Source organism: Streptomyces sp. NPDC047982, from assembly GCF_043204165.1.
GTDB lineage: Bacteria > Actinomycetota > Actinomycetes > Streptomycetales > Streptomycetaceae > Streptomyces.
Map to the genome: position 1 here is coordinate 301,034 of NZ_JBIDBS010000005.1, position 19,312 is coordinate 320,345.

At 72.2% G+C, this 19,312-nt stretch carries 18 protein-coding genes; 4 read left to right on the forward strand and 14 right to left on the reverse strand.

Annotation, left to right across the window (positions count from 1 at the left end):
- The first annotated feature begins 20 nt into the window (after window positions 1-20).
- Together ACGF2V_RS08700 and ACGF2V_RS08705 are read left to right on the forward strand one after the other, a co-directional pair.
- Window positions 21-353, forward strand: coding sequence for a DUF6479 family protein (locus tag ACGF2V_RS08700; RefSeq protein WP_362622408.1), 333 nt, complete (start codon window positions 21-23; stop codon window positions 351-353).
- Window positions 354-504: 151 nt separating this feature from the next.
- Window positions 505-1,323: a VOC family protein gene (locus ACGF2V_RS08705; protein WP_389046946.1), complete on the forward strand. Its 819-nt coding sequence runs from the start codon at window positions 505-507 to the stop codon at window positions 1,321-1,323.
- 22 nt (window positions 1,324-1,345) lie between these two features.
- Here ACGF2V_RS08705 and ACGF2V_RS08710 read toward each other — a convergent pair whose 3' ends face one another.
- Window positions 1,346-1,861, reverse strand: coding sequence for a DUF6328 family protein (locus ACGF2V_RS08710; protein WP_362622406.1), 516 nt, complete (start codon window positions 1,859-1,861; stop codon window positions 1,346-1,348).
- Between the two features lie 184 nt (window positions 1,862-2,045).
- On the opposite strand from ACGF2V_RS08710, the gene ACGF2V_RS08715 reads away from it, so the two are divergent.
- Entirely contained in the window at window positions 2,046-2,435 is a 390-nt protein-coding gene (locus tag ACGF2V_RS08715; RefSeq protein WP_362622404.1) for a VOC family protein, read from the forward strand.
- 162 nt (window positions 2,436-2,597) lie between these two features.
- On the opposite strand, the gene ACGF2V_RS08720 is transcribed toward ACGF2V_RS08715, so the two are convergent.
- From ACGF2V_RS08720 to ACGF2V_RS08750, 7 genes are all read right to left on the reverse strand, one after another.
- Window positions 2,598-3,083, reverse strand: coding sequence for a GNAT family N-acetyltransferase (locus tag ACGF2V_RS08720; protein ID WP_362704779.1), 486 nt, complete (start codon window positions 3,081-3,083; stop codon window positions 2,598-2,600).
- A gap of 87 nt (window positions 3,084-3,170) precedes the next feature.
- Complete coding sequence (locus ACGF2V_RS08725; RefSeq protein ID WP_362704782.1) at window positions 3,171-3,572, reverse strand: DUF1992 domain-containing protein; 402 nt, start codon at window positions 3,570-3,572, stop codon at window positions 3,171-3,173.
- Window positions 3,569-3,778, reverse strand: coding sequence for a hypothetical protein (locus tag ACGF2V_RS08730; protein ID WP_362704785.1), 210 nt, complete (start codon window positions 3,776-3,778; stop codon window positions 3,569-3,571). The genes ACGF2V_RS08725 and ACGF2V_RS08730 overlap by 4 nt, the downstream gene beginning before the upstream one ends.
- A gap of 124 nt (window positions 3,779-3,902) precedes the next feature.
- Complete coding sequence (locus tag ACGF2V_RS08735) at window positions 3,903-4,700, reverse strand: tyrosine-protein phosphatase (protein ID WP_362704789.1); 798 nt, start codon at window positions 4,698-4,700, stop codon at window positions 3,903-3,905.
- A gap of 175 nt (window positions 4,701-4,875) precedes the next feature.
- Window positions 4,876-6,834: an ABC transporter permease gene (locus ACGF2V_RS08740; RefSeq protein WP_362622393.1), complete on the reverse strand. Its 1,959-nt coding sequence runs from the start codon at window positions 6,832-6,834 to the stop codon at window positions 4,876-4,878.
- A 77-nt stretch (window positions 6,835-6,911) separates the two neighbouring features.
- Window positions 6,912-7,703, reverse strand: a complete 792-nt coding sequence (gene modA / locus ACGF2V_RS08745) for a molybdate ABC transporter substrate-binding protein (RefSeq protein ID WP_362704796.1) — start codon at window positions 7,701-7,703, stop codon at window positions 6,912-6,914.
- Between the two features lie 50 nt (window positions 7,704-7,753).
- Complete coding sequence (locus ACGF2V_RS08750) at window positions 7,754-8,146, reverse strand: helix-turn-helix transcriptional regulator (protein WP_362704799.1); 393 nt, start codon at window positions 8,144-8,146, stop codon at window positions 7,754-7,756.
- 422 nt (window positions 8,147-8,568) lie between these two features.
- Between ACGF2V_RS08750 and rho the strand changes: the two genes are divergently transcribed.
- The gene (gene rho, locus ACGF2V_RS08755; RefSeq protein ID WP_362704802.1) at window positions 8,569-9,711 is read left to right on the forward strand and encodes a transcription termination factor Rho; all 1,143 of its coding nucleotides are present in this window, start codon (window positions 8,569-8,571) and stop codon (window positions 9,709-9,711) included.
- 39 nt (window positions 9,712-9,750) lie between these two features.
- Here rho and ACGF2V_RS08760 read toward each other — a convergent pair whose 3' ends face one another.
- The 6 genes from ACGF2V_RS08760 to ACGF2V_RS08785 all read right to left on the reverse strand — a co-directional run bounded on the left by ACGF2V_RS08760 (window position 9,751) and on the right by ACGF2V_RS08785 (window position 19,220).
- Window positions 9,751-11,112 carry an FAD-dependent oxidoreductase gene (locus tag ACGF2V_RS08760; RefSeq protein WP_362622382.1) on the reverse strand — a complete coding sequence of 454 codons (1,362 nt, stop codon included), beginning with the start codon at window positions 11,110-11,112 and terminating at the stop codon, window positions 9,751-9,753.
- Window positions 11,113-11,280: 168 nt separating this feature from the next.
- Window positions 11,281-13,011, reverse strand: coding sequence for a cytochrome c oxidase subunit I (gene ctaD / locus ACGF2V_RS08765; protein WP_362622379.1), 1,731 nt, complete (start codon window positions 13,009-13,011; stop codon window positions 11,281-11,283).
- Window positions 13,012-13,313: 302 nt separating this feature from the next.
- A complete protein-coding gene (locus ACGF2V_RS08770) occupies window positions 13,314-14,051 on the reverse strand; it encodes a glucose 1-dehydrogenase (protein ID WP_362704805.1) in 738 nt (245 codons plus the stop codon).
- A gap of 228 nt (window positions 14,052-14,279) precedes the next feature.
- Window positions 14,280-16,502, reverse strand: coding sequence for an NADP-dependent isocitrate dehydrogenase (locus ACGF2V_RS08775; protein WP_362704808.1), 2,223 nt, complete (start codon window positions 16,500-16,502; stop codon window positions 14,280-14,282).
- A gap of 125 nt (window positions 16,503-16,627) precedes the next feature.
- Window positions 16,628-17,689 carry a glutathione S-transferase C-terminal domain-containing protein gene (locus tag ACGF2V_RS08780; RefSeq protein ID WP_362704811.1) on the reverse strand — a complete coding sequence of 354 codons (1,062 nt, stop codon included), beginning with the start codon at window positions 17,687-17,689 and terminating at the stop codon, window positions 16,628-16,630.
- A gap of 16 nt (window positions 17,690-17,705) precedes the next feature.
- Window positions 17,706-19,220, reverse strand: a complete 1,515-nt coding sequence (locus ACGF2V_RS08785) for an MFS transporter (RefSeq protein ID WP_362704814.1) — start codon at window positions 19,218-19,220, stop codon at window positions 17,706-17,708.
- Between the last annotated feature and the right edge of the window lie 92 nt (window positions 19,221-19,312).

Below are 19,312 nucleotides of genomic sequence, written 5' to 3' on the forward strand. Positions count from 1 at the left end.
CCTCGGGGTATCGGGGAGGCATGGACGTATCGAACGGAGTCATCGGCTCACTGGCCCTCTTCCTCGCCGACGGGCGGGGTGCGACCGGGTCGGTGATGGGCGTCATCGGAATCGCGCTGGTGGGCATGCTGATCGGCGCGGTCTGGCTGGGCAGGAGGCGCCGGGCCCAGGAGCTCCCCCCGCCCCGGCCCGAGGAGCAGCCGCCGCGGCCCGACCACCGCGCCCACGTCGAGCAGCGCGATGTCCACGGCGACGACAGCTTCCCGCCCGACGGCAGGGGCCTGTCGCCCTACGAACTCGGGGACCACGGGAACGAGACCATCCGGCGCGACACCGACGAACGACGCGACTGAACCGCCCGCGCTCCTCCAGGCGGACACCGCGCGGGACGCGGTGCGCGGGGCCGTCGCGTGTTGCGGGAGCGATCGGCCGCGGACAGGCTGGTGTGGCCCCGACGGCCGGCGTGCACGCGCGGGCCGCACGACCGATGAAGGCAGTGGGACCATGACCGCAAGCCGTCCCGGGGCGGTGTCCATGCCGCCGCCGCTGACCGGGTCCGCAGCACCCTGCTGGGTCAACCTCATGACCCGTGACCTGGACTCGGCGCAGCGGTTCTACGCCGCCGTGCTGGGCTGGTCCTTCCGGCCGGGCAGGCTGGGGCAGGAGTTCTCCGTCGCCCGCCGCGGGGACGTACCGGTCGCCGGTATGGGCGCGTTGGCGACCGCCTACCGCGTGGCGGTGAGCTGGACCCCCTATTTCGCCGTTCCCGACGCCGACGCGGCGGCGGCGCGCATCCGTGAGCGCAGCGGCACGGTCGCGGTGGGGCCGCTCGCCTTCGGAAAGGGACGCGGCGCGCTGGCGGCAGACCGCGACGGCGCGGTGTTCGGCATCTGGGAGCGCACGGAGCCCACGACCTCGCCGCCCGCGCCGGACGGCCATGCGCACGCCTGGCTGAGCCTGCACACCAGGAACGCCTTCGACGCGGCGATCTTCTACGGCGAGGTGCTCGACTGGGCGAGCGGACGCCCGGGGTCCTGCGAGGTGTCGTACGAGCAGGACGAGGTCGTCGTCGAATGCGCCGGGCGCCGGCTGGCCCGGATCAGCTCGGGCGCGGTGGAGGCCGCCCCCGATCCGCTGGTCCGCCCGCACTGGCAGGTCCACTTCCCCGTCGCCGACGTGGACGCGGCGGTCGAGGCGGCGCGGCAGCACGGGGGGAGTCTGGTCGAGCGGCTCCCGCCGGGGCAGGGCGACGAGGCGGTGCTGCTGGATCCGGACGGCGGCCTCTTCACGGTCGCCGACGCGCGGCGCCCCGGCACGAGGTGACGGGGGCGCTCCCGTCGGACGGTCACTTCTCCTGTCCGGACGAGGAGCGGGCGAGCAGCAGGGCCGGGAGGACGAACCAGCAGATCAGGAACCACAACGCCATGGCGCCGACCAGCCACAGCGCGAGCGCGTCGTGCAGTACGACCCGCAGGACGAGCAGCAGTGCGGAGCACATGGTGCAGAACAGCAGGACGAGTCCGAGCACGGTCAGCCGCGCGGCCAGGGTGACCGTCTGCGGTTTGAGCCGTCGCCCCGTGAGGATGCGGTGGTACGACACGGGCCCGATCAGGGCGGCGGCGGTGGCGGAGCCCAGCATCACCGTGACCACGTAGATGGTGCGATCGTTGTCGGACAGCTCGGCGAAGCGCGGCTGGAAGACGACGGCGAGCAGCAGGCCGAACAGGATCTGGACACCGGTCTGGGCGACCCTCAGCTCCTGGAGCAGTTCGCCCCACTGCCGGTCCGCCCGTTCGTCGGGCGTCTCGTGGCGCCCCGTGCCGCGGCCCTCGCCGCCGGGAGGTCGAAAGGTCGAGGTCACCGTGGGGCACCGTCCGGATGCGTGGAGTACGTGGACCCAGCCTAGGTCCTTCGGCCGGGATCCCGGTGGAGCCTCGACGGCCGGGCCGGGCGCCGCCTAGGCTTGCCCGTACGGCATCGCGCGTCGGTCACCGGCCGGGTGAGGCGTGGAGGTGCCCGTGAGATGCCTGTCGGAGGCATTCACCGTGTCTGTCGAGTTGAATCACACCATTGTCCACGCCCGGGACAACCGCGAGTCCGCCGAGTTCCTGGCGGACATACTGGGCCTCGAGGTAGGCGAGGAATGGGGCCCGTTCATCCCGCTCGCCACCGCGAACGGGGTCACCCTGGACTTCGCGTCCGTCCCCGAGGAATCGATCGCCATGCAGCACTACGCCTTCCTCGTCTCGGAGGCGGAGTTCGACACGGCGTACGCCCGCATCAAGGAACTGGGGATCACGTACTACGCGGATCCGCACCGGGAACGTCCGGGCGAGATCAACCACAACGACGGCGGCCGGGGCGTCTACTTCCTCGACCCCGCCGGCCACGCCATGGAGATCATCACCCGCCCGTACGGGGGGTTCCCCTCATGACGCCCGCGGCGGCTCCCGCGCATGACGCGCGGTGGGCGCGGCACGTGTGACGCGGATACGGGATCGGGACCCGGCCAGGGACAGCGGGTCTGCGGCCGGGCCCTTCCGCTTCGTCGGCGCCCGACGCCGGAGGCCCGGCCGCAAGGCGCGCCCCTGCCGGGATCAGGCGATCGGCAGCAGCAGTTCGGGCCGGTCCCACATCACGGCGGGCGGGGCCGCCGCGCGGGTGCCGGTCCGCCGGGCGCCCATGCTCCGGTAGAAGCCCTCGGCGGGCGGGTGCGAGACGACGTGGACACCGGTCAGGCCCATGCGCCGCGCCTCGTCGCGCAGATGTCCGATGAGCAGCCGCCCGATGCCGAGACCCTGCGCCTCGTCGGCGACGAACATGAGGTCGAGCTCCGGCGGCGAGAGGACCAGCGCGTAGAAACCGAGGATCCGGTCGTCGGTCCCGACGGCCGCGAAGACGCGGTGATTCTCGACGTAGTCGGCGCCCACCCGGTATCCGGCGACCATGGCTGCGTAGGGCCCCTCGTAGGCACGGGAGGTCCGCACTATTCGGGTGAGCCTGCGCACGTCCTGCGCGGTCGCGCGCCTGACGCGCACGCCCTCCCGCGTTCCGCCATCCGGACGCGTAATACCTGGTCTCATTTACAGATCATTACACACTGGGTCGCGGCCGTGACCGTCCGCCCTTTCCGCGGTCGCCGCGCGCCGCCCGGCGTACGGATCACGGGCTCACGAGGAACGCGCCGCGCGCCACTCCTCGACCATGACCTCGATGTCGAACGGTTCGAGATCCAGCACGGGCCCGGGTGGCGGCCTCCTGAGAGCCGCCCTGATCTTCTCGTCGACCTCTGTCAGCAGGCGTCGCACCTCGGCCTCCGTCCGCGCCCGGGAGACGGCGTCCCGCACGTCCTCCGCCTCCTTGCGCAGCTCGAGGGCGGGCGGGAGCACCGACACCCCCTCCTGCCGCAGCTTCCGCTTGATCCACCAGTTGTCGTCGTAGGGAGCCGCGAGCCCCTCGATCGGCTTGCCGAACCCCGGCAGCCGCGAGATGTCGTCGCGCTGTTCGGACTCGCGGATCTGCTTGTCGACCCAGGACTCGAAGCTCACGCCCGGGGGCTTGCGTTCGGTCAAGGCGACCCCTTCCGGAGTTTGTACGAACCGGCGCCTTTCACGATACCCACGGCGTCGCGGGGTTCAGTGAGCGTGCCACCGGTGTACGCCGCCGGGCGCTCCCCGACGGTCACCAGCGGGTCGGTTCCCCCGCCCACGCCGTGCGCGGCCCCGCAGGCCGCGGCGAGCGCGGTGGCGAAGGCGGCGATCCTCGGCACGTTGTCCACGGCGGTGTCCTCCCTCGGGCCCCGTCGGGTGGGCCGCCCTTCCCGACCGGAGGCACGGGGCGCCCGGAGGGTATGAAGTCGATCCGGGAGTGCGGCCGTCGCCGCCGGAGCCCCCGCGGCCCGCTCAGGCGGGGACGACGAGCCCGTCCCGCAGCCGCTCCACCGCGGCCCGCGGAATCCTCAGCCCGTCGCGCACATAGCCGTCGAGCCCGCCCCAGCGCTCGTCCATGGCATCGAGCGCCACGTCGAGGTAGCGGGGGCGGACCTCGACGATCGCGGACGCGATCTCCGGGTCGCCACCGGCGTCGAGGAAGCCCCGCACGTAGGGCGCGCAGGTCCCCCACGCGACACGGTTCACCGCGAGGAACTCGGCCCGCGCCACCTCACGCGACGCGCCGAGCAGCATCAGGAGCAGCACGGTGGCCCAGCCGGTGCGGTCCTTTCCGGTCGTGCAGTGGAACAGCACCGGGCGGGCGCGGTCGTCGGCCGCCGTCTCCACGAACGCCCGGTAGGCGGCGGACGCGCAGGGCGAGAGCACCATCCGCCGGTACGACCCGGCGAAGACCTCCTCCGCCCTCCCGTTCCCCAGCAGCCGGTCCGCCGCCGCCGGATCGGCGAGCAGGGCGCGCAGACGGGCCGGGGCCAGACCGGGGTTGTCACCGAGCACGTCGGCGACGAACAGCCGCGCGCCGGGCGGCAGCCGGTCGGGAGCCGCCGCACGCTCGTCGGCGGTCCGCAGGTCCACGACGGTGCGGATGCCGAACGCGGTCACCGCCGTGTCCCGTTCCACGTCGAGTTCACCGAGCCCGCCGGAACGCAGCACGGCACCGGGCCGCACGAGGCGGCCGGGCCCCACGGCGATCCCGCCCAGGTCCCGCAGGTTGACGACGGTGGACGCCGGGACGGCTCTGGCGGTCTCCACGATGAACTTCCCCTTCGCCCGGCGCCTGTCGGAACGTGCGTCAGAAATAGTCATGAATGACCGTTTCCAACGTCGCATGCGGTCGGGGATTCGACAAAGGAAAACGCCGCAGGGGCACCGACCGGGGAACGGCGGGAGCCGGGCCCCCGTACGGTGGCCCCGGCCCCCGGTCCCGTCACAGGGGGACGACGGTGACCTCGGTGGCCTTGACGCCGGTCCACACGGCAGTCCCCTCGCCGAGCCCCAGTTCGCCCGCCGCCTCGGGGGTGATCTCGGCGACGAGGTCCGGCACCTCGGCAGAGCCGATCACCAGCCTGATCCGGCCCCCCGCGGCGGTGAGCTCGCGCACCGTTCCGGGCCAGACGTTCCGGGGGCTTCCGCCGGGCCTCTCACGGTGCACGGACACCGCCTCCGGCGCGATGACCGCGAGCGAGGCCGTCCCCTCGGGGAGCGGGTCCGCGACGACCAGCCGGCCGCCTCCCACGAGGCCGAGCGTGCCGTCGGCCGCCGCCGTGCCCGGCCAGGCGTTGCGGCCGAGCATCCGGGCGACCCAGGGCGAGCGCGGATGCCGGGTCACCTCGGCCGGTGGCGCGTCCTGGAGGGTGCGGCCCTCCTCCAGCACGAGGACCCGGTCGGCGAGCGACACCGCCTCGACGGGGTCGTGGGTGACGATCAGGCAGACACCGCCGAAGCCGGCGAGGTGGCTGCGCAGGGTGTGGCGGACATGGGCCCGGGTGGTCTGGTCGAGCGCGGCGAGCGGTTCGTCGAGCAGCAGCAGCCGGGGACGGGCGGCGAGGGCGCGGGCCAGCGCCACGCGCTGGGCCTGACCTCCGGAGAGCTGGGCGGGTCTGCGGTGGGCGAGAGGGCCGACGCCCAGCCGGTCGAGCCACTGCTGGGCCTCGCGGCGGGCCTCGCCCCGGGGGACGCCGCGGGCCCGGAGCCCGTACGCCGTGTTCGACAGCGCGCTCAGGTGCGGGAAGAGGGCACCGTTCTGCGGTACCCAGGCGACCTGACGGCGGTGCGGCGGTGACGCGGTGACATCGGTGCCGCCGAGACGCAGCACGGCCCGGGAGCGGCGGGTCAGGCCGAGGAGGGCGCGCAACAGGGTCGTCTTGCCCGCGCCGTTGGGGCCGACGACGGCGATCGTCGTGCCGGGTTCGGCGTCGAGCGTCAGCTCGTTGAAACCCGTGACGTCGGCGTGCAGCGAGCAGTCCTCCCGTGCGGTCCGGGCCGGTGCCGGCCCGTGTTCCGGGGTGTCCGGCGCGGGGACCGGCCGGTCCGTGCCGCTCGTGTCGTCCGGTCCGGGCGCGGGGGCGCGGGAGTGGTCGCGGGGCGTTGTGGTCCAGCGCCCGCGCAGGGCGACGAGTACGGCCATGGCGATGGCGAGGAGCAGGAGCGAGACGGAGGTGGCGGCCTCCGGGGAGTCCTGGAGCAGCAGGTACACCTGGAGGGGCAGGGTCTGCGTGGTGCCGGGCAGGTTGCCCGCGAACGTGATGGTCGCGCCGAACTCGCCCAGCGCCCGCGCCCAGGTGAGCGCGGCGCCGGCGGCGAGTCCGGGGGCGACCATCGGGAGCGTGACCGTCAGGAACACCCGGATCGGCCGGGCCCCCAGGGAGGCCGCGGTCTCTTCGTACGCGGGCCGCAGGCCGGCCAGTGCCCCTTCGAGGCTGATGACGAGGAACGGCATGGCGACGAAGGTCGCCGCGACCACCGCGCCCGAGGTGTGGAACGGCAGGGTGATGCCGAACGTGTCCTCCAGCCAGGGGCCCAGCACACCCCGGCGGCCGAAGCCGAGGAGGAGCGCCACACCCCCGACGGTGGGCGGCAGCACCATCGGCAGCAGGACCAGTGAGCGCACGATCACCTTGCCGGGGAAGTCCACCCGCGCCAGCAGCCAGGCCAGCGGCACCCCGAGCAGCAGTGACAGGCCCAGGGCCCAGAACGAGACGAGCAGGGACAGCCTGAGCGCCTGGGTGACGCCCGGGGAGGTGAGGTGGGTGCCGAGGTCGGCCCAGGAGGTGCGGGCGAGGATGCCGATCAGCGGGATCATCAGGAACGCGACGGCGAGCAGCGCGGGCAGCGCCAGGACGACGGGGGTGCGCCCGCGGGGCGGGCGCCTGCCAAGGGCTCTCACCGGGGGTTCCCGGAGCGGTGCCGGAACGGGTGTCGCACGGTCCTGCGGCCGGAGGACCGTGGGGCGCTCATGTGGGTTCACGGCTGCTGGAAGCCCGCGGCCCGGAGGATCTTCTGCGCCTCCGCGCCGCTGAGCCACTTCACGAACGCGCCGGCGGCGTCGGCGTGCGCGGACTGGCGGAGCGTGGCGGCCGGGTAGGAGGCGACGGCGTTCTGCGCGTCGGGGATGTCGACGACGTCGACCTCGCCGGTGGCCGACTCGGCGTCCGTCTGGTAGACGATGCCCGCGTCCGCCTCGCCGAGTTCGACCTTGCTGAGCACGGCACGGACGTTGGGTTCCTGGGAGACCGGTCGGACGCGGACGTCCTGGGCGTCGAGGACCTGCTCGGCGTAGCGGCCCACCGGGACCTCGGGGGCGGCCAGGACGACCTTCAGGCCGTCCCTGGTCAGGTCCTTCAGACCGGTGATCCTCTCCGGGTTGCCCTCCCCGGTGGCGATGACGAGGCGGTTCTTCGCGATGACGGTGGGGGTGCCGGTGTCGGACCTCAGCCCGTCCATCGTCCTCGTGTCCGCGGTGACCACGGCATCGGCGGGGGCGCCCTGCCTGACCTGGGCGGCGAGTTCCTGGGATCCGGCGAAGGAGAACGTCACCTTCGTGCCGGGGTGTGCCCGCTCGTACGCGGCGCCCGCGGTCTCGAACACGTCGGTGAGGGACGCCGCGGCGAGGACCGTCAGCCGGGCGCCCGGTGATGCCGCCGACTCACCGGCGGCGTCCTTCTCGCCGTCGCCGCCGCAGGCGGTGAGCGGGATCAGCAGCGCGGCGGTCACGAGCGCGGCGGCGGCGCGGCGCCCGGTGAAGGGGGTCGTCATGGTGTGGCCGGGTTCCTCGGGTAGGCGTGCGCGTCGTGGACGAGGCGCGGTCAGACACGGTCGATGTGCACGTTGGTGGACTTCACACGAGCGGTGGCCCGCATGCCGACCTCCAGTCCGAGTTCCTCGACGGCTTCACGGGTGAGCAGCGACACGAGCCGGTGCGGACCTGCCTGGATCTCGACCTGGGCGGCGACGTCGCCGAGCTTCACCGCGGTGACGATGCCGGGGAAGGCGTTGCGCGCGGTCGTGTACGAGGGTTCGTCCTCGCCGCCGCTCTGGCCGGTCTCGACGGCGAAGGCGGCCAGATCACGGCCCGCGATGACCCGACGGCCGTTCTCGTCGCGGTGGGTCGCGACCCTTCCGGCGTCGGCCCAGCGACGGGCCGTGTCGGGGCTCACCCCCAGCAGGCGCGCCGCCTGCCCGATCGTGTAGTGCCGCATGTGCGCCACGATATGCGCATCCGCCTCGCATATACAATCCGTACTGCTGATTTTCCGTGCGGATGCCGGTTGGCTCGCACGAAGCGGCGAGGCGAGGAACGGCGCGCGACGACCGCGCCGGCAGCCATCACCGGCCGGTGACCGACCGCGCATGCCGTGGTACCGACCGCACATGCCGTGGTACGGTGCGTCCGGCATGTGTGTCATGCCTCACTCCGAGGCTCCCTGTGCCGCCCCCCCTCTTCTCCAGGCTGCCGCTCCCGTCCTTCTCCGACCGGCGGTCCAGCTTTCCCGCACCACTTCTCCAGTCCGGTACGCCTTTCCCGTCCGGACTTCTCCGCCCGTCGACCGGGGCGTGATCCGTCCGCCCCTCGTGTCGTCCGGGCCCCTGCATCCGTCCTGTCCGCGAAAGGACCACCCACATGACGAACACCCTCGAACTCCCCACCTCCCCGCGGAAGTTGTCCACCGAGGCCATCGGCATCCTGGACATCGCGCACCAGGGTCACGGCATACTGCGCACCCGGGCCGACCACCCCTCCCCCGGCGACGTACAGGTCCCCGCCGCCCTGATCCACCGTCACGCCCTGCGCCGGGGCGACCTGGTCGAAGGCGTCTGCGACCGCCCCCGCGTCCTGTCCGGCGTCGTACGCGTCGACGGCCGCTCCCCCGAAACGCTGCGGGGGCGGCCCCACTTCCGCGACCTCACGCCGATCCACCCGCGGCGGCGACTGCGCCTGGAGACGCCCTCGGGCGGTCCCGCGACCCGGCTCGTCGATCTCGTCTCGCCCGTCGGCAAGGGGCAGCGCGGTCTCGTCGTGGCACCGCCCAGGGCCGGCAAGACGGTCCTGCTGCGGCAGTTGGCCGCAGCCGTCGCCACGAACCATCCAGAGTGCCGGCTGATGGTGGTGCTGGTCGACGAACGCCCCGAAGAAGTGACGGACATGCGCAGGTCGGTGCGGGGCGAGGTGCTCGCCTCGACCTTCGACCGGCCCGCTCGGGAACACATCGCGCTCGCCGACCTCGCGATCGAACGGGCCAAGCGTCTGGTCGAGCGGGGAGAGGACGTCGTCGTCCTGCTGGACTCCCTGACCCGGCTGTGCCGCGCCCACAACAACGCGTCAGCCACGGGCGGACGCACCCTCAGCGGCGGCATCGACGCGGCCGCCCCGCTCGGCCCGAAGCGGCTCTTCGGTGCAGCCCGCCTCACCGAGGAGGGCGGCTCCCTCACCATCCTGGCCACCGCGCTGGTGGAGACCGGATCCCGCGCCGACGACTACTTCTTCGAGGAACTGAAGGGCACCGGCAACATGGAGCTCCGGCTGGACCGGGCACTGGCCGACCGGCGCGTCCACCCGGCCGTCGACGTCCAGGCGTCCGGCACCCGGCGTGAGGAACTCCTCGTGCCGGATGCGGAGTTGCGGGCCATGCGCCGACTGCGGCGCGCACTGCTCACCAGGAAGGACCCGCGTGCGGCGCTCGAAACACTGCTCGACCGGCTGCGGCGCACCCCCGACAACGCCGCCTTCCTCCGCACGGTCCACCTCACCGTTCCGGATGCCTGAGCCCCCTCCGGCCGCGCCGGACCCGCGGGCAAAGGACGTTCAGGTGGCGGTGTGCAGCGAGGCGGTGTGCTCGCGCACCTGGGCCGGTGTGAGGTATGCCTTCGCGTACTCGAAGTCATGCAGCTTGGCCGGGTTGCGGGCCTGGAAGCCGGTGCGTACGAAGTCGTCGCCCGCGACGGCGTTCAGCGTCCAGTTCGTCATCACGCGCACCTTGGCCACGTTGGTCCGCAGCGCCGACCAGTGGTAGCCGCGTGCGACGGCCTGCGCGGCGACTCCGTGCAGTTCGACGCCGAGGGGCTTGGAGACCGCGTCCTTGCCGCCGAGGTCCACGACCAGGCCGAGGTCCCTGTGGACGTACGGCTTCAGCGGCCGGTGCCGGAGCGTGGCGATGAGGTTGTCGGCGAGCGTGCGGCCCTGGCGCGAGGCGTGCTGGGCGGTGGGCGGGCACACCGCCCCGTCGCCCTTGCTCAGATCGGGTACGGCCGCGGCGTCACCGAGCGCGAAGAGGCCGTCGAAGCCCGGCAGGCGCATCTCGGGCGTCACCGCCAGCCGGCCGCGCACCGTCTCCGCGCCGAAGGTGGACACCAGCGGGCTCGCGACGACCCCCGCCGTCCAGATCAGCGTCCGGCAGGGCACGACCCGCCCGTCGGTGAAGGTCACCTGCTCGCGTCGGGCCTCGGCGATCGAGACACCGAGCGACACCTCTATGCCGCGTGCGCGCAGCGTCTCCAGGGCGCTCCGGCCGAGCTTGTCCCCGAGTTCGGGCATCAGTTTCGGAGCGATGTCGATGAGGTGCCACTTGATGAGCTTCGGGTCGAGACGGGGATAGCGCTTGACCGCGTTGGTGGTCAGGCGCTGGAGGCAGGCGGCCGTCTCGGTCCCCGCGTATCCGCCGCCGACCACCACGAACTGCAGACGCGAGGCCCGCTCGTCCTCGTCGTGACTGGCGTCGGCGAGATCGAGCTGGGCGATCACATGGTCGCGGACGTACGCGGCCTCGGCGAGCGTCTTCATGCCCCGGGCATGGTCGATCAGGCCGGGGATGTCGAAGGTGCGGGTGACGCTTCCCGGGCCGAGCACGATGTAGTCGTAGGGCTCGTAGACGATCTCGTCGGTGATCTTGCGGATGACGCAGATCTTCGCCTTGGGGTCCACACCGATGCCACCGCCCGGAATGATCCGGGTGCGGTGCCTGCGGCTGCGGCGCAGCGACACCGCGACGGACTGCGGCGTCAGCACGCCGGCCGCCACATGCGGCAGGAGGGGGAGGTAGAGCTGGTACGAGAACGGGCTCACGAGCGCGAGCTCCGCCTCGCCCGGGATGAGTCTGCGCTCCAAGCGGCGTACGCACTCCACCCCGCCGAATCCGGCACCGACGACGAGAATCCTGGGTCGTGCCACGGTGTTCGTCCCTCCTCGGGCATGCGCGGTCGTCCTTCGCGGACCCGCCTCACGCGCCCGTCCACTCCCATCTTCACGAGCCGCGTGCGAATCCGCCTGTCGGAGACGACGGAGCGGCTGACCCGGCCGCGCCGCCGGGCCGGCGCGGTCACCGCGCGGGGGCCGCGTTCACGACCGGTTCTCCGGGGGCGTCGGCGCCGGCCCGGCCCAGGGGCGGTTGACGAATTCGTCGAGGGCGCGGACCGAGGGATGGTGCAGGTCGAAGGCCGGGGATTCGGAACGGATGCGCGGCAGCGCGAGGAAGTTGTGCCGCGGCGGCGGGCACGAGGTCGCCCACTCCAGGGAGCGGCCGTAGCCCCACGGGTCGTCCACACCCACGTTCCTGCCGTACCTGGCGGTCTTCCACACGTTGTAGAGGAACGGCAGCATCGACAGGCCGAGCAGGAACGAGGCGATCGTCGAGACCGTGTTCAGGGCGGTGAAGCCGTCGGCGGCGAGGTAGTCCGCGTAGCGGCGCGGCATGCCCTCGGCACCCAGCCAGTGCTGCACCAGGAACGTGCCGTGGAAGCCCACGAACAGCGTCCAGAACGTGATCTTGCCGAGCCGCTCGTCCAGCATCTTGCCGGTGAACTTCGGCCACCAGAAGTGGAATCCGGCGAACATCGCGAAGACCACGGTGCCGAAGACGACGTAGTGGAAGTGCGCGACGACGAAGTACGTGTCCGAGACCTGGAAGTCCAGCGGCGGCGACGCGAGGATCACACCGGTCAGACCACCGAAGAGGAACGTCACCAGGAAGCCGATGGCCCAGAGCATCGGGGTCTCGAAGGACAAGGACCCCTTCCACATCGTGCCGATCCAGTTGAAGAACTTCACCCCGGTGGGCACCGCGATGAGGAACGTCATGAAGGAGAAGAACGGCAGCAGCACAGCGCCGGTCACGAACATGTGGTGCGCCCACACCGTCGCGGAAAGACCCGCGATGGCGATCGTGGCACTGATCAGACCGACGTAACCGAAGATCGGCTTGCGGCTGAACACCGGAATGATCTCGGTGACGATGCCGAAGAACGGCAGGGCGATGATGTACACCTCCGGATGCCCGAAGAACCAGAAGAGGTGCTGCCAGAGCAGCGCCCCGCCGTTGGCCGGGTCGTAGACGTGCGCGCCGAACTTCCGGTCCGCCTCCAGCACCAGCAGGGCCGCCGCGAGGACCGGGAAGGCCAGCAGGACGAGCACCGCGGTCAAGAGGACGTTCCAGACGAAGATCGGCATGCGGAACATCGTCATGCCGGGTGCGCGCAAGCAGATGATGGTGGTGATGAAGTTGACCGAGCCGAGGATCGTGCCGAACCCGGAGAGCACCAGACCCATGATCCACATGTCGGCGCCGATGCCCGGCGTACGGACCGCGTCCGACAGCGGGGTGTAGGCGAACCAGCCGAAGTCGGCCGCGCCCTGCGGGGTGAGGAACCCGGCCACCGCGATCAGCGAGCCGAAGAGGTAAGCCCAGTAGGCGAACATGTTCAGCCGCGGGAACGCCACGTCGGGCGCGCCGATCTGCAGCGGCATGATCCAGTTCGTGAATCCGGCGAACAGCGGAGTCGCGAACATCAGCAGCATGATCGTGCCGTGGATCGTGAACGCCTGGTTGTACTGCTCGGGCGAGACGATCTGGATGCCGGGCCGGGCCAGTTCGGCGCGCATGACCAGGGCCAGCACCCCGCCGACGACGAAGAACGCGAACGACGTGACCAGGTAGAGCGTGCCGATCGTCTTGTGGTCGGTGGTGGTCAGCCATCTGACGACGACGTTTCCGGGCTCCTTCGCGCGGACCGGAAGCTCGTTCGCGTACGCCTCCTCCTCGTCGGCCGCCCCTGGTGTGCCGGTCGTCGTCACTGGGCCGCTCCTTCGGTCGTCGTTCGCGGATGGACCGCGCACCCGGCCGGGAAAAGCGCCTTCCGCGTCGGGCCGTCCGCCGGGCCGCTCCCGCGTGTGCCACGCGGGATCCCGGATGCAGCAAACCAGCCGTGGGGCCGCCGAGGGCGGCCCGGCACCCGCCAGGGCACGACTTTCACCCGTCAGGGCGGCGGTGGAGACGCCGGTGCGCACGGCGGACGCCCGTACACGCGGCGGGCATCCCGAGACGCACGCCGGACGCCCGGGACCGGTGGCCGGTCCCGGGCGTCGCGGATTCCGGTTCAGGCCAGCCCACCCGTCGCGCGCAGGTTCTGGCCGGTGATCCACCGGGCGTCGGGTCCGGCCAGGAACGCGACCACGTCGGCCACGTCGGCGGGGTCGCCCAGCCGGCCGAGCGGGGTCATGGCGGCGACCGTTTCGAGGGCCTGCGGCTGGTTGGCGGCGCGCAGCATCTCGGTGTCGGTGGCGCCGGGCGAGACGGTGTTGACGGTGATTCCGCGTGCCCCGAGTTCGTGGGCCGCCACGGCGGTGAGCTGCTCGACGGCGCCCTTGCTCGCGGCGTACGCGGCGATGCCGGGGCCCGGGCGCACGGTGTTCGCGGTGGAGACGTTCACGATCCGCCCGCCGTCGCGCATCCGCCGGGCGGCGTGACGGATCGTCATGAAGACCGGCCTGGTATTGACGGCCATCGCGCGGTCGAACACGGCCGGGTCGGTGTCGGCGATGAAGGACGGGGCGGGGCACAGCGCGGCGTTGTTCACCAGCACGTCCAGGACGCCCAGTTCCTCCTCCGCCGTCTCCATCAGCTGCCGGGGTCCGTCGGGGACGGCGAGATCGACCCGGACGGCGTGTGCCGTGCCGCCGTTGTCCCGCACGGTGCGGACGACGTCGGCGGCCGCCTCGTCATGGGTGGCGTAGTTGAAGACGACGTGTGCGCCGTCGCGGCACAGTCGCTCGACGATCGCGCGGCCGATGCCTCGCGATCCTCCGGTGACCACCGCGTTCCTGCCTGTCAGCACGGTCCCTCCTTCTTCGGGCCCGGTCGGCCCGGGGTACTCGAACCTACCGAGGGACCGGCCCGAACGTGCGGGGTTGCGAGAACGGCGTCCGGCCGGGCGTGCGCGTCGCGGTGGGCGCGGCCCCTCGGCCGGACACGCGGCCGCCCCGGCCGGGCGTGGTGCCGGCCGGGGCGGGGAGGGACAGGACGGGCGGGGCGCCGGAAGGGGCGCCCCACCGCCACCGTTTCGTCAGCCGAGGGAGGCGATGGCCCGCGTGAACGTCGCCGACGGACGCATCACGGCCGACGCCTTCGCCGGGTCGGGCTGGTAGTAGCCGCCGATGTCGGCCGGCGAACCCTGCACCGCGATCAGCTCGTCGACGATGGTCCGCTCCTGCTCGGCCAGCGTCTTCGCCAGACCGGAGAACGCCTGCGCGAGGTGCGCGTCCTCGGTCTGCCGCGCCAGCTCCTGGGCCCAGTACAGGGCCAGGTAGAAGTGGCTGCCGCGGTTGTCGATGCCGCCCAGCTTGCGGCTCGGCGACTTGTCCTCGTTGAGGAAGGTGCCGGTCGCGCGGTCGAGGGTGTCCGCGAGGACCTGCGCACGGGTGTTGCCGGTGGTCGTCGCCAGGTGCTCGAAGCTGGCCGCGAGCGCGAAGAACTCGCCCAGGCTGTCCCAGCGCAGGTAGTTCTCCTTGACGAGCTGCTGGACGTGCTTGGGTGCGGAGCCGCCGGCACCGGTCTCGAAGAGTCCGCCGCCGTTCATGAGCGGGACGACGGAGAGCATCTTCGCGCTCGTGCCCAGCTCCAGGATCGGGAACAGGTCCGTCAGGTAGTCGCGCAGCACGTTGCCGGTGACCGAGATGGTGTCCTCGCCGCGGCGGATGCGCTCCAGCGAGAACGCCGTCGCCTTCACCGGGGACATGATCTCGATCCGCAGGCCGTCGGTGTCGTGGTCGGCGAGGTACGTCTTGACCTTGGCGATCAGCTGCGCGTCGTGGGCGCGGTCCTCGTCGAGCCAGAACACGGCCGGGGCGCCGGTGGCACGGGCCCGGGTGACGGCGAGCTTGACCCAGTCCTGGATCGGCAGGTCCTTGGCCTGGCACATGCGGAAGATGTCGCCCGCGCCGACCGCCTGCTCCAGCACGACGTCGCCCTTGCCGTCGACGACCCGCACCGTGCCGGTGGTGGGGATCTCGAAGGTCTTGTCGTGGCTGCCGTACTCCTCGGCCTTCTGCGCCATCAGCCCGACGTTCGGCACCGAGCCCATGGTCGACGGGTCGAAGGCGCCGTTGGCACGGCAGTCGTCGATGACGACCTGGTAGACGCCCGCGTAGCTGCTGTCGGGGAGCACCGCGAGGGTGTCGGCCTCCTGGCCGTCCGGGCCCCACATGTGGCCGGAGGTGCGGATCATGGCCGGCATGGAGGCGTCGACGATGACGTCGCTCGGCACGTGCAGGTTGGTGATGCCCTTGTCCGAGTCGACCATGGCCAGGGCGGGGCCCTCGGCGAGCTCGGCCTCGAAGGACGCCTTGATCTCGGCGCCCAGGTGCGGCACGGAGTCCAGGCCGTTCAGGATGGCGCCGAGGCCGTCGTTCGGGGAGAGCCCCGCGGCGACGAGCGCCTCGCCGTACTTGGCGAAGGTGTTCGGGAAGAAGGAACGGACCACGTGGCCGAAGATGATCGGGTCGGAGACCTTCATCATGGTGGCCTTGAGGTGGACGGAGAAGAGCACGCCCTCCTCCTTGGCCCGGGCGACCTGCGCGGTGAGGAACTCGCGCAGCGCCGCGACGCGCATGACCGCCGCGTCGACGACCTCGCCCGCGAGCACCGGCACCGACTCGCGCAGCACGGTCGTGCTGCCGTCGTCGCCCACGAGCTCGATGCGCAGGGAGCCGTCCTCGGCGATGACGGTGGACTTCTCGGTGGAGCGGAAGTCGTCGACGCCCATGGTGGCGACGTTCGTCTTCGAGTCGGCCGTCCAGGCGCCCATGCGGTGCGGGTGCGCCTTGGCGTAGTTCTTCACCGAGGCGGGGGCGCGGCGGTCGGAGTTGCCCTCGCGCAGCACGGGGTTCACCGCACTGCCCTTGACCTTGTCGTAGCGGGCGCGGACGTCCTTGTCCTCGTCGGTCTGCGGGTCGTCCGGGTAGTCCGGGAGCGCGTAGCCCTGTGCCTGGAGCTCGGCGACGGCGGCCTTCAGCTGCGGGATCGAGGCCGAGATGTTCGGCAGCTTGATGATGTTGGCCTCGGGCCTCTTGGCCAGCGCGCCCAGCTCGGCGAGCGCGTCGTCGATGCGCTGCTCCTCCTTCAGACGCTCGGGGAAGGAGGCGATGATGCGCCCGGCCAGGGAGATGTCCCGGCTCTCGACATCGACGCCGGCCGTCGAGGCGTACGCCTGGACGATGGGCAGGAACGAATACGTCGCCAGGGCCGGGGCCTCGTCGGTGTGTGTATAGATGATGGTCGAGTCAGTCACCCTCTGCTCCGCTCCACGTCTGCAACATTGCTTGACATCAAGATATCTCGTGACGGCTGCCGACTCGACAGGGCCCTGCTCCCGCACCGGCGCGGCCCCTCCCCGCCGCTTTCGCGGGCTCCGGTTCAGGGACGCCCCGACGCGGGGACCTCCTCACCGGCCGGTACCGGGCCCGGAGCGGTGCCGTACCCGAACGGGCTTCCGCCCAGCTGCTCGCGGTGGTGCGGGGCCAGCCAGCCCGACAGGTCCGGGCCGCAGGGCACGATGCCGGTGGGGTTGATGCCGGTGTGCACCCGGTAGTAGTGCCGCTTGATGTGGTCGAAGTCGACGGTGTCGCCGAAGCCGGGAGTCTGGTAGAGGTCCCTGGCGTACGCCCACAGCACCGGGTCCTCGGCCAGCTTCGAGCGGTTGCACTTGAAGTGACCGTGGTAGACGGCGTCGAAGCGGACCAGTGTGGTGAACAGCCTGATGTCCGCCTCCGTGATGAAGTCGCCGACGAGGTAGCGCCGGTCCGCGAGGCGCTCGGAGACCAGGTCCAGGCGGCGGAACACGTCCTGGTAGGCGTTTTCGTAATCGGCCTGCCCGGACGCGAACCCGGCGCGGTAGACGCCGTTGTTCACGTCGCGGTAGACGCCCTCCATGACCTCGTCGATCTCCTCACGCAGGCCCTCGGGATACAGGTCGGGGGCGCCCGGGCGGTGCAGCGTGGTCCATTCGGTCGCGAGGTCCAGGGTGATCCGCTGGAAGTCGTTGGTGGCCAGCCGGCCGCTGGGCACGTCCACGATCGCGGGCACGCTGACCCCGCCGGGGTAGCCGGGCTCCCGTGCCTCGTACGCCTCACTCAGGTACGCGATGCCGAGCACCGGGTCCCGGCCGCCCTCGTCCAGCGTGAAGCGCCAGCTGCGGTCGTCCTGGATCGGGTCGGCGACGGCCAGCGACAGGACCCCTTCCAGCCCGAGGAGCCGCCGGGAGATCAGGGCGCGGCTCGCCCACGGGCAGGCGCGGCTGACGACGAGCCGGTAGCGGCCGGCCTCGACGGGCCAGCCGTCCCGGCCGTCGGCGGTGATGCGGTCGGCGAAGTGGCTCCGGGACCGTTTGAAGGGCTTGTGCCCGTACGCCTCGTTGCCGACGACCTCCGGGCCGGCTTCCCCGGTGTTCCCGGGCGCCTGCGTCCCGTTGTCGCTCATCACGTTCTCCCTGCGTTCATGACGTCGTGTCCGTGGGGGTGCGAGGGATGGTTCGGAGGGTGCGGCCCCGGCCGCGGCGTTCCCCGCGCACGTCCGCCAGGCCGACGAGCAGGGCGACCAGGACGAAGGCGACCGCCACGACCAGGCCGTGGTCGTACGCGCCGGCCCAGCCGTCTTCGCCCAGCTGGGCGAAGAACACCGAGCCGACCGCGGCGATCCCGATCGCCGACCCGACGCGCTGCCCGGTCTGGAGGGTGCCGCCCGCGCTGCCCGCCGTGGCCACCGGCACCTCGGCCAGGGTCAGTGTCTGGTTCGGGGCGACGACCAGACCGCTGCCCAGACCGGCCAGGAGCAGCGGGGCGGCCATCGCCCATCCCGCGCCCCGCCCCGGCACCAGGTGCACGGCGAGCGCGGCGCCCGCCAGTCCGACGACCACCGCGGTGAGCCCGGCGACCACGAGGGGGCGTCCGAAGCGGTGGACGAGCCGGCCGCCCGGACTCGCCGCGAGGGCCGAGCCCAGCGCGAACGGCGTGATGGCGAGCCCGGCCTGCAGGGCGCTGTAGTGCAGTCCGTTCTGCAGGTAGAGCGTGGTGACGAAGAAGATCGAGGTGAATCCGCCGAAGTACACCAGAGCCAGCAGACAGCCGAGCCAGTACGAGCGGACCCGGAAGAGCGACAGGTCGACGACCGGCCGCGTGGCGCGCGTGGCGCACCGGGCCTCCCACCCGACGAAGGCCGCGAGCAGCGCCACGGCCGGCACCAGCAGCAGCCACTTGCGGTCCCCCGGCCACTGCTGGGCCTGGACGAAGGGCAGCAGCAGGGCCAGGACGCCCGTGCCGAGCAGCAGGACCCCGAGCGGGTCGAGGTCGCGCGGGCGCACCCGGCCCGCCGACGGGGTGTCGGGGAGCAGTCGCCGGGCGAGCAGCAGGCAGACGGCGCCCAGCGGCAGATTGACGTAGAACACCCAGCGCCAGCCCTCGTGGGCGCCGGCCGCCTGGATCAGCAGCCCACCCGCCAGCGGGCCGACGGCGGTGGAGACGCCCACCACCGTGCCGAACATGCCGAAGGCCCGGCCGCGCTCCTGGCCGGAGAACATCTGCTGGATCAACGCGGAGATCTGTGGCGAGATCATGCCGCCGGCGAGGCCCTGGAGCAGGCGGGCGATCACCAGCCAGAGGCTGGACTGGGCGGCGCCGCAGGCCGCCGAGGCGAGCGTGAACAGGGCCAGACCGGCCATGAACACGGCGCGGCGCCCCCGCGCGTCACCGAGGCGTCCGGCGGGGATCAGGAACAACCCGAAGGAGAGCGCGTAGCCGGAGAGGACCCATTGCAGGTCGGACTCGGGGGTGCGGAGCCCGGCCCGGATCGACGGCAGGGCGACATTGACGATGGACACGTCCAGCAGGGTCATGAACCCCGCGATCAGGCACACCGCGAGCGCCTGCCAGCGGCGCGGGTCGGGGATGCCGGGGGCGGGGGCGCAGCGAGTACTCCCCCCCGCGGCACCCCGGTGAGCAGCGCTCTCTGCCATGGCTCGCACCCTAAGCGCTGTCCCGTGATCCGTGGTGGATCAGCGCGCGGCGCCGGACGCGGTGCGTCGCCGGACGGAGGGGCGCTTCGCTC